At 32.4% G+C, this 11801-nt stretch carries 7 protein-coding genes; 3 read left to right on the top strand and 4 right to left on the bottom strand.

What is annotated here, in order from left to right; genetic code table 11:
• Positions 1–83: 83 nt before the first annotated feature.
• Entirely contained in the window at positions 84–641 is a 558-nt protein-coding gene (locus HOO91_00875; GenBank protein ID NOU16098.1) for a manganese efflux pump, read from the bottom strand.
• A gap of 45 nt (positions 642–686) precedes the next feature.
• Positions 687–3953: a PAS domain S-box protein gene (locus tag HOO91_00880; GenBank protein ID NOU16099.1), complete on the bottom strand. Its 3267-nt coding sequence runs from the start codon at positions 3951–3953 to the stop codon at positions 687–689.
• A 255-nt stretch (positions 3954–4208) separates the two neighbouring features.
• On the opposite strand from HOO91_00880, the gene HOO91_00885 reads away from it, so the two are divergent.
• Positions 4209–4643, top strand: a complete 435-nt coding sequence (locus HOO91_00885; protein NOU16100.1) for a response regulator — start codon at positions 4209–4211, stop codon at positions 4641–4643.
• A gap of 192 nt (positions 4644–4835) precedes the next feature.
• A complete protein-coding gene (uvrB, locus tag HOO91_00890) occupies positions 4836–6863 on the top strand; it encodes an excinuclease ABC subunit UvrB (protein NOU16101.1) in 2028 nt (675 codons plus the stop codon).
• A gap of 90 nt (positions 6864–6953) precedes the next feature.
• Here the strand turns inward: uvrB and HOO91_00895 are convergent, their stop codons facing one another.
• Both HOO91_00895 and HOO91_00900 read right to left on the bottom strand, forming a co-directional pair.
• Positions 6954–8306, bottom strand: coding sequence for a hypothetical protein (locus HOO91_00895; protein ID NOU16102.1), 1353 nt, complete (start codon positions 8304–8306; stop codon positions 6954–6956).
• 107 nt (positions 8307–8413) lie between these two features.
• The gene (locus tag HOO91_00900) at positions 8414–10024 is read right to left on the bottom strand and encodes a YfcC family protein (protein ID NOU16103.1); all 1611 of its coding nucleotides are present in this window, start codon (positions 10022–10024) and stop codon (positions 8414–8416) included.
• A 478-nt stretch (positions 10025–10502) separates the two neighbouring features.
• Here HOO91_00900 and HOO91_00905 point away from each other — a divergent pair, with 478 nt between their 5' ends.
• A complete protein-coding gene (locus HOO91_00905) occupies positions 10503–11792 on the top strand; it encodes a hypothetical protein (GenBank protein NOU16104.1) in 1290 nt (429 codons plus the stop codon).
• Positions 11793–11801: the final 9 nt, after the last annotated feature.

Here is an 11801-nt window from a genome sequence, read left to right on the forward strand (position 1 = left end):
AGCTTGCGAGTTCGGCGGAGCCAATGACACCTTACATCGAGCTGACGTTAATTAATACAGTGGGTATAATCTGCATAGATCCTCTATAGATAGTAATGTTCAATAACTATCTTTATTCCAATTGCTATAAGAATTATTCCCCCAATTATTTCCATTTTTTGCCCAAAGTGAGAACCCGTTCTTTTACCGAAAAGTATACCCAACATAGATGCAATAAATGTAACTGAACCAATAATTATAACAGCCAGAAACATATTTACTTCAATAATCGCAAAGCTAATGCCTACAGCCAAAGCATCAATACTTGTAGCCAGAGCCATACTGATTATTACCTTTATGTCTAAAGGATCAATGTTTTTATCATCGCTATTTTTCTGGCTTTCCAGAAGCATTTTAACTCCTAGTATGGTAAGAATGCCAAGAGCCACCCAGTGGTCGAAGGGCTCTATCCAATTTCTAATAGTAATTCCACCTAGCCAACCAAAAACCGGCATTATTGCTTGAAAAATTGCTAGAAAAAAAGCAATACGAACAGCTTGCCAGAATACAATTTCTTTTCGAATAAGACCACTTGAAACAGATACTGCGAAAGTATCAAAACAAAGACCAATTGCAAGGAGAAACAGTGTGATTAAGTCCATAATTATTTTTTTCAAAAATAATATAAACTTAATAACTAATCGCAGTTAGGCATGTTGAGTTAATGGTAAAAAAATAGTAAAGGTGGAACCCTTGTCAGGTTTCGATTCAATAAGTATTTTTCCGCCATTCTTCTCAATTAATCTTTTAACTAGTTTTAAGCCAAGACCGGTCCCCTGTTCATTATTTGTTCCTAAAGTAGTAAAATTTTGACTACCGTCAAGAAGCCTACCAATTATATCTTTGGGGATACCCATGCCAGAATCAATAAATTTAAGAACAGCATTTGCCCCATCACGGAATCCGAGGATTTGAATTTTACCCTCGTTAGGCGTAAACTTAATAGCATTAGAAATCAAATTTCTGAATATTGTCTGGATCATATAAGAATCTGCGTATGCAGATAATTCGTCTTCAATATCATTTTTAATAGTAATTTTTTTTAATGATGACATTCCCGAAAGTAAAACCAACGAATAATCAGCTATAGGTTTTAGATGAATTACTTCAGGCTTAAAGGATATTTGTCTTTGACTTTTCGCCCATTCAAGCAAATTTTCGAGCAAATTATATGTTTCCTGTGTAGAGTCTTTTAGTGATAAAATTAGATCATTGCGGCTATGATTATCCAAACTATCATTATTCTCAGCAATAAATGTTATCATTTGATTCAATGAACCGATGGGGCCTCTTAAGTCGTGAGCTATAATTGAGAAAAGTTGATCTTTTAAAGAATTGGCTTCCTGAAATGCTACTTCAGCCTTTTTAACATCAGTGATATCAGCAATCGTAATAACAATTTCAGATACTTCAATTGAGTTATCAGCATTAAAACCAACATTTAAAAGTAGATATCGATTTTCCCCTGAATTGATTAGAATGGGAACTTCGATACTTTCATCATGTTTAATCCCTTTTTTGGAATCTTCAATGGTTTTTTCAATGAACGCTCTTTTTTCATTAGAAATTAATTCCATGAAATTTTTAATATTGAATGGTCCTTGAGTTTTCTTCCAGCCAAGCAATGGGTAGGCTACTTCGTTTAAGGTAATGTAATTATAGGCAAGTTTCCAACTTAAACTCCCAAGATTTGCAATTTGTTGTGCCCTCCGAAGTGTTGCTCTATTTTCTAGGAGTTCTTTCTCTATTTGTTTTCGGGATGAGATATCCTCAATAAGTTTTATGAAATGGGTAATATTACCTTGTGGGTTAAAAATTGCTTTAACAGCAACCTTGCAAAAGATGGTTGAATTATCTTTTCGGATAAATCTTTTTTCAATGCTATAACCATCTGTTTTGTGAACAATTACATCGTTGTATAGTTTCAATTCTGTTAAAAAATCATCGGGATGGGTAATTTCATCCCAAGTTTTTTGTTTTAGCTCTTCGGCAGAGTATCCAAGTATAATACACAGTTTATTATTAAATGATTTCCATTCTTTTTTTTGGTTGATCTCTGCCATCCCGATAAGATCTGATTCAAAGAATAACCTATACTGTAATTCTCGTTCTGCTAAACTTCTTTCTGCAATCTTTCTTTTGGTAATGTCTTGTGATATAATAAATATGAGTGGTTTGTTGGAGGCAAAGAATTTTACAAAAATTCCTTCTGCAAAGAATTCTTCTCCTTTTTTATTTTTATGAATTCTTGTTTGAACTCTGTGAGAACCTTTTCTAAAAGCATTCTCAATAGCAGAATAGGTATCTTCAACCTCAGCTGTGATCAAAGAATATGGTTGTCCTATTATTTCATCCCGTGTATAACCATACCTGTTTTCAAAGGCTTTATTAACATCAATAAATGTTTTATTATCAGGGTTTATTACGCTAACGGCATCAATATTTGACTCAAAAAGTGCCTTGTATTTTTGTTCTCTTTCATGGCTTTGATTTTCAGCCTCTTTACGTTTTGTTATGTCTAAAGATAATCCTATAACTTTACAAATTTCCCCTTTTTCCTCGAAAGATCTCCCGTGTACTAGGACATAATTTATTAAGCCATTTGGCATATTATGCCTTAATTCTATTTCAAAATTTAATGGAGTATTTTTTAATTTATTAAAAAGCAAATTGAAAGAATTAAGATCATCTGAGAAGATATATTTTTTATACTCACTTAGGGTGCTAGGAGGTGAACTAGGATTGTACCCAATTACTCTATAACCTGATTTCGACCACTTTATTTCTTCAGTTTCAGTATTAAGTTCCCAACTTGTAATATTGGCTATTTCTTGTGATTCTTCAAGTAAATTGCGACTTTCAGTTAGTTCTTTTTCAATAATTCCTCGATGGTCAATTTCTTGGAAAAGCTTAAGATTTAATTCTCGGAAACTATTTGTTTGTAATTGTATTTCCTCCTCAATACCATGATAGGTTTTTTTTAGCGATTCAAAAGCTAAACGTTTTTCGTTAACAACAACCCCTAAAACGAGAGAAATAAAAAAAAAGAATAGTATAAAGTAATGAATATTTGAAGCATTCAAGTAGGGATCTGGTGAAAAAAATATACCACTATTTTTACTTGCATTATAGATTGTGAATAGGTAGAAGATGAGTAAACTTAATGTTAAGTCACTAATATTTTTTCGAAAAGCAACAATGAATATTGATGGAAATACTAGAAAATAAATTGGAAATGAGTAAGGTGGATTGATCACCTTAAGTACTTCAAGAATACTAGGACCAATTAAAACAATAAGGAATAACAAAAACTCCCATGAAAATTGGAGATTTTTAAGTGTAATCTTTTTGTTTTTGTTGAGAAATGAAATAAAAAAGGGTGTTAACGATAATATGGACAATGTAATACTTAACCAAGTCAGATGTAATAATTTGATATAAGTTATGGTTGAATTTATAGCACTCGAATTATAGAGTATAAATGAAAGTATTATTGCTTGCGGTAATGAAGATAAAAGGGCAAAGGTGAAAAATCGTTTTAGTCCGTTATTCTTCTCAATTAAAAAAGCAGCACCGTTATTAGTATTTAGAGATTTATAAAATATCAGCAAGGTTAAGCACTCAGATAAAATGTAAAGAATTGAGTAACCCGGTGTAAGATGTAATACAGGAATTGTTGAAAAAATGCTAATGAATTGCCAGAAAACTGCACCTAAAAAGAAACCAACTATCGATTTTACTCCCCTAGTAATCATCACTCCTGCCATTAAACCTGTTGTAAGGGCACAGTAAAAAGGTAATGATGATTTATTAACTGCAAGAGTACTAATAATCGATGCAAAAATAAATAGTAAAGCTATAAAGAAATACTCTTTAATTGATGAAATGCTAAGCCATTCACTTTTAACGTTCATGGTGTTGTATTATTATTTTATAAATAAACATATCTATATGACTTTTGTTTTTAACGTGATAAAAGTTAAACAATTCGTAATATATTCGCTTTGCTAAGTTTTAGAAATCAGTGACATGAAACGTTAAGTAATTTATATCAAATTAAAGCGGAAGTCAAATTTAAATTTATTTTGAGTAGTAAAATATAAAATCAATAGGATATTGATTGCCAATTGATTTTTTTATTCTAATTTCAGTGCCTATATATTATCATTATGTCGGGTAATAATAATTATAACTGGAAGGACAAACTTTTTTTAATTGTTGAGGATGATCCTGCAAGTTCAATGCTTTTAGAGATTATACTTTCCAAAACTGGTGCAAAGTTACTTTTCGCAGAAAGTGGCGAGATGTCAATAGAAATAGTAAAGATGACCAGAGGTATTGATATCATCTTAATGGATATTAAAATGAAAGGTATTAGTGGATTTCAGGCTACCACTTTTATTAAGCAGATTGCCCCAGATATACCAATTATTGCTCAAACAGCCTGTGTTGTTTATGGGGACAAGGAGCGTTGTTTTGAATCGGGTTGTTCTGGGTATATTCCTAAACCAATAAATTACGAGGTGCTTTTAGAAACAATCAATAATCACCTAAATAAGGTTACTACAAAAGAAGTTACAAAAGATCAGCTCTATTCAAATTGATTTATAAAGTTCACCTTACTATTATTGTACAGACCTTTTGTTTAAATAACAATATTTATTCATTTGTTATTATTTGGATTTGGAATGTATAGAGAACCTCCTCGTTTTTTAGCTAAATTAATGTGTACTCTGTTAGTATAAAGCAAATAGTATTTTACTGAGTTATAAAGATACGTAATCAGATATAAGCGAATGGATTTTAAACTTACAGCTGAATTTCAGCCAACTGGCGATCAGCCCGATGCGATTAAGCAGCTAGTTGAAGGTTTTATTCGTGGAGATAAATTTCAAACACTACTCGGGGTTACAGGATCAGGAAAGACTTTTACAATTGCCAATGTTATTGCAAACCTTAATAGACCAACCCTAATTCTTAGCCATAATAAAACATTAGCGGCTCAGTTGTATGGTGAGTTTAAGCAGTTTTTTCCTGAAAATGCTGTGGAATACTTTGTTTCTTACTACGATTACTATCAACCAGAGGCATATTTACCAGTTACGGACACCTATATAGAAAAAGATCTTTCAATAAATGATGAGATTGAAAAGTTGAGGCTTAGCGCAACATCCTCTTTGCTTTCTGGTCGTAGAGATGTTATTGTAGTATCATCAGTTTCATGTCTTTATGGTATTGGAAATCCACAAGATTTTTACAATAGTACAATAAGAATTAAAGTTGGGCAGAAGTTGAGTCGAAATCAGTTTTTACGTCAGCTAGTGGATAGTCTATATTCACGTAATGAGGTTGATTTTAAGCGTGGTACATTTAGAGTAAAAGGTGATAGTGTCGATATCTTTTTAGCGTATGGTGATAAAGGGATTCGAGTTGTTTATTTCGGAGATGATATAGAGGAAATAGTGGTTTTTGATCCCATAAGTGGATCCCGTTTAGAGACTTTACCTGAAACGGTGATATATCCAGCAAATATTTTTATAGCAGCAAAGGAACGCATGAACTCTGCTATTTATGAGATTCAGGATGATTTAGTCAAGCAAATAAACTTTTTCAGAGAGAATGGTAAGGCGGCTGAGGCAAAAAGGATTCAGCAAAGGGTTGAGTACGATCTGGAGATGATCCGCGAATTAGGTTACTGCCCAGGAATTGAGAACTACTCTCGGTATTTTGATGGACGTCCTGCTGGGATGCGACCTTTCTGTTTGATTGATTATTTTCCTAAAGATTTCATCTCAATAATTGACGAAAGTCATGCTACAATCCCTCAAATTAGGGCAATGCAAGGAGGCGATAACTCTCGGAAGCATACCTTGGTTGAGTATGGTTTCCGTTTACCAGCAGCTGTTGATAATCGACCCCTAAAATTCGATGAGTTTGAAAGCCTTATTAGTCAAGTTATTTTTGCAAGTGCTACTCCTGCCGATTATGAACTTCAGCAATGTCAGGGTGTTATTGTTGAGCAGTTGATAAGGCCAACAGGCCTTTTAGATCCTGTCATTATTGTAAAACCTAGTTTAAATCAGGTTGATGATTTGATAGGAGAGATTAATCAATGTGTTGAATTAGAGGAGCGTGTGCTTGTTACAACCCTTACAAAACGAATGGCAGAGGAGCTGGTTAAATATTTAGTTAAGTTTGATATTCGATGTAGGTACATTCATTCTGATGTAGATACTCTAGAGAGAGTTGAAATAATGGATAACCTAAGGAGCGGGCTATTTGATGTTTTGGTTGGAGTAAACCTTCTTCGTGAGGGATTGGATTTGCCTGAGGTTTCTTTGGTTGCTATTCTTGATGCTGATAAGGAAGGGTTTTTACGTTCAGCACGTTCGCTAACACAAACCGCTGGTCGTGCAGCAAGAAATATCAACGGTAAGGTAATTATGTATGCCGATAAGATAACCAATTCAATGAAGATAACCATTGATGAGACAAATAGGAGGAGGGAGAAACAGCTTTTATATAACGAAAAATATGGGATAACACCTAAACAGATTATAAAAGCTAGAGTATCTGTTCTAGGTAAGGGAGCAGCTGGTAAAGCAAAGACAATAAATCCTTACACAGAGCCCTTGAATATTGATTATGCTGCTGATCCCGTGGTTCAATATATGAGTGAAGGTGCTTTGTTAAAAGCAATAGAAAATGCTAAAAAATCAATGGAAAAAGCAGCAAAAGAACTCGATTTTATTGAAGCAGCACGATTTAGAGATGAAATGCTAGCATTACAGAAAGTGAAAGACGGGAGAGGAAAAAGCGTATAGAAATTTTACTGAATAGTGATAGTAAATAAGAACAGGGATTAACAGATTAGAAACCGTTAATCCTTGTTCAATATTCAAAATGAAAAATCGTTAAAATAAAAAGTTAAGCCCAATATAAGTACCTGCATCACCATCCTTTTTATCAAATACTTGACCATGATCTATGGCTATTATGAAATTCTGGTTCATTACTATCCTTAAGCCAGCACCATAACTAAGATGTATCTCTTCACCATTGGGTGTGAAATATTCACTATTATCTCTCCTAATAATTGGGTCGATAGGAATGGATTTAATAACTTTTCCTCCATCGACAAAAGTATTAAGAGCTAAATAAAAATTCTGCTTTATAAAATAGAATTTAGCAAATTTCCACCTAAATTCAAGGTTTCCATATGCTATTCCATCTCCAATAACTCTATTTCTCAAAATTCCCCTTAACGTTTTACCACCACCAAGACCCTCACTTGTTGCCCCTCTTAAGAATAGAGTAGTCATGTTTGGCTCTAAATAATAAGGACATTTACCAAGAATAGTTGTTTGATAGCCTAGCCTATAAACAAACGATAACTTATCTTTTATTAAAGTAAAGTACTGTCTATGAGTTAATGAAAGTTTTACATGTTCATATTTTTTCCCTATTCCCATAAAAGAAGGGGCATAAGTTAAAATGGCTTCAGTCCAAATACCCTTCATCGGATTAGGCTCATTATCACGGGTATCAATAACAAAACCTGTTTTTAGGTATGTTGTAAAACCACCATCCCTTTCTTTTTCATCAATTAATCCCCAGTCAACGTATTTTTGGAATAACCCACCATCAACGTATGGAAGTTTTTTACTATCGCTTTTACCTTTGTTCAATGCATTCACGTCAACAGTGTCAATTGCATAATTGTACAAACCAATTCCAGCAACCCAACCAAATCGTTTATCGGTTAGTTTTCCTTGTAAATCGGTTGTGAATCGGGTTAATTTTCTATCATATTTATAGAAGGCTCTGCTCCTGTATATTGAGGGTGGCTCTGAGTCGTCAGTCCATTTTTGGTTATAGATAGATTCATAACCGTTAAACCCATAAAAATCATACGTTTTATCGGTAAGATAAGCCAAATCTGAAGTAACCCTCAAACCGGGAATAAGATATTTAGAGTCGTAATAAAGTCTATTTATCCCGCTCCCTTTTGTATATCTCGATATTTCTGCATATACCATATGCTTGTACTGTGGATAGGTTGTACCATCCCCGTAGTTAAATAGTTGAACAAGTGCCCCGTACTCAAGCCCAAGATCAGTGTCGAAAGCAATGACAGGAAGCCCACCAACATTCCACCCAGTTTTAATCTTTTCCTGTTTTAATTGTTTTTTTAAAGTGTCAGTTTGTGCTGAACAAACTAAAATTGCCCCAAAAAAGGCGAATGAAAGTAAAAGATGTTTATTCATATTTTAAGGAAGGTTAGTTGAACAAATATAATTTTTATTGTGAGAACAAAAAAGGGAGTGCTAATAAATGCTCCCTTTTTTACTTTCAATTATTGAATTCTTATATTTTAAAATCCGTTTAGTTTAATATAAATAGTTGGAATAAGGAGTAAAAATGCTACTACTATTAAAATTAGCATTAATGGCAAAAACCACCTAAACCATTTGTTGAAAGGTATTTTTGCAATACTTAAAACCCCTACAGTTACACCTGAAGTGGGTGATATAAGATTAGTAAATCCTCCACCCAATTGATAAATAGTTACGGTTGTTTGACGGCTAATTCCAATCAGATCAGAAAATTGTGACATCAAAGGAATTGTAAGTGCAGCCTTTGCTGAACCAGAGGCTATAATGAAGTTTAATAGATTGTAGAATATAAACATTATGGCGATAGATACTAGTTTCCCATAACCTTCCATAGCACTTGCCGAAAAGAAAAGCAAAGAATCAATTATTTTACCCTGCTCAAGAATAACAACAATGCCACTTGCCAGTCCAACGACCAACGCAGCAGACATGATATCCTTTGCCCCCTCAATGAACAATCGGGCTATCTGATTTGCATTCTTACCAAATGCTATGCCTGAGCAAAGTCCCATCACAAGGAATAGCGAAGAGATTTCCTTAATATACCACCCATAGCCCATAACTCCCACAATTAGGAATAGTATGGTAAAGAACAGAATGTTTACTATAAACAGTTGCACAGAATGGCGCAATGCTAATATGCCAGCAACAACCCAAATAATAGTTGCAATGGGTATAATTGGTGCTGAAACTGTACTATTGCCAATTGTCAGATGAGTAATAGGATAGAAGTATGAAGAAATTGCGAATACAAAAGATACAATAGAAAAAATTATCCAAGCAGCATTTGTTGGTTTTGTTTTAGACCCATTACCTTCAGTTGTGTTTTTATGACGCCAGTATTCATCAATTTCATAAACAGGTGAAAGTTTAGGATTCTTTTTAATCCTATTTGCATACCATATAACATAACCAATTCCAATAGAATTTATAACAATCCAAATAATAAATCGATATTCAATACCTGAAAAAAGTTGAATTCCCGATAATCCCTGTGCAATACCAATAGTGAATGGGTTTAATAGTGCACTAGCAAAACCCAAGCCTGCTCCTAAAAAACACATACAAACACCAACTATAGAGTCATAACCCATACTTATTGAAAGTGGAACAAATATGACTACAAAGGCAATTGTCTCCTCGCTCATTCCAATAACTGCCCCAAAGAAGCTAAAGCATATCATAATTAAGGCAATTACAAGATTATTTACCCCAACTATTTTTAAAAATTTAAATCGTTCAATCCTTTTTGTAAAATTCAGGAATGAATATATAGCCACATCAAGAGCCTTGCTTTCATTCATGAGCCAAAAAGAACCGCCAATCATGAGAATATAAAAAACAATATCATAAGTTCTTTTCATTCCTTGGAAGATGGATGTGAAAACTTGCCAGGATTGAGGCTGATTATCGACCTTTACAAAAGACCCTGGAACTATAACTTCCCGGCTAATTCCATTAACATCTTTGCTAACCCTTGCAAATTCTCCACCGGGTACAATCCAAGTTAAAACGGCAGCAATAATAATGATCGCAAAAATTATTACATATGTATGTGGAAACTCTTTTTTCTTTTTTTGATTATCCATTGGTAGCAACTTTTTTAAATTTAGTTTGCCAATTTAGTAATTTATCTTCCAATTAATGATTCCAAAAATGCAATTAGGCTTTTTTTTTGTCATATTTTATTTATTTCAATCACTGCTTAACTTGAATTCGATGTAAATATAACATATTGATTATCAGAATAGTGTTAGATTGTTACTTTATCATACAGAACGAAATTAAATATCTGTCTTATAGATAATTATATCCTTCACTTCGCAAAGGAGGACATCTTACATTGAACGGACTTTAATTAAGTTGCTAGTAACAGTTTAAAGTTTTTCGATTTCTGATTTACTGCATCATATCATTTTTTTATTTGACTTTAATTACAAGAACTAAGATTTTGAACCAATCATACAAGCAATTAAATAACACGAAATTAGCAACTAGCATCTAGTCCTTGTAAATGTAACTTTAAGTATTATTTTTGTGTAGTAAATGCTAAATAACATATTGATCATGAAAATAAGATATATCTTTCTAATTACATGTGTTTTAATGTTTTCTGAATTAGGTTTTGGACAAAAAAATATCTTAACAGAGGACAATTCTTTTAGAAGAACCTTTTTTGAAAAAGGTTGGGTTATTACTAATAATGATGACACACTTAAAGGATTTATTTTTTTTGGCTACATTGAGGTAACCCCCGAATTTGTAAGATTTAAAAACAGCGAAAGCAGTAATGATGAAATTAGATTTAAACCGGAAGACATTTTAGAGTTTAAGTTTGCAAACAATATTTTTGTTAGTAAGAAGTTAACAATTGATGTAAGTCCAAGTGATTACGATGAAATTAAAAGTAACCCTGAACAAAAAACTAGTACGAAAACAATTTTCTTAAAAAAACAAGTTCAAGGAAGGGTATCTTTGTTAGTTCATTATGGAATTGATGAAAGAAATCATTATTTTGCTCAAAAAGAAGGAGATACTACAATATATGAATTAACAAATAGAATGAGAATTAAAGAATCAAGTTCGGGAGGTACTGGTTTAGCAGGTGATAATAAATATTTAGGGATTCTTTCTTTTTTGATGAGTGATGTTAAAGACATTCAAACTACAATTAACAAAACAAAATTTAAATTATCAAGTATAGAAGAATTGATTTCTGATTATAATGTCACTTCAACAACAAACGATAAAGTATATTCAATAAGAAAAGAAGAAATCAAATTAATATCTGGTATTCAAATTGGATTATCGAGTTCAATTTATAATGCTTCAGTATATACTTTTTCAAATTCAAATACACCTATTTTGGGTCTTTATTTGAAATTTCAATTACCAAGATTTCAAAGGTTATTTTTTAATAATGAGTTACAATATATTTCATATGACACTAAAAGTTATTATAAATTGAATAATTACGTTGAGACTGCTGAATTAAAACTTAAAAATATTGAATACAATCCATCTTTGAGGTTCAACTTCTTTCATAGTAAATTTACACCATATGTAAATCTAGGCTTATTTCTGGTGTTGAATTTTCAGGATAATTCTAAGTTAATTATAAATAACAATAATATTATTTCTACACGTAACAATTTATTGGGTGTACCACTTAGTGCTTTTTCAAAAGGAGTATTTGCAGGTGTTGGAATTGCTTTTAAAAGATTAGATTTTGAGATTCGATATTCAAAAAATCAAAATATTCTAGAGAAGTCCAATGTTTATTATGGAAATAAAAATGCTTTCATTTCAGTTCAAAGTGTAAATTGTATCTTAAGTTATTCATTTAAATCTTATTAAGTAGAATTC

It is taken from the genome of Bacteroidales bacterium, from assembly GCA_013141385.1.
Classification (GTDB): domain Bacteria; phylum Bacteroidota; class Bacteroidia; order Bacteroidales; family Tenuifilaceae; genus UBA8529.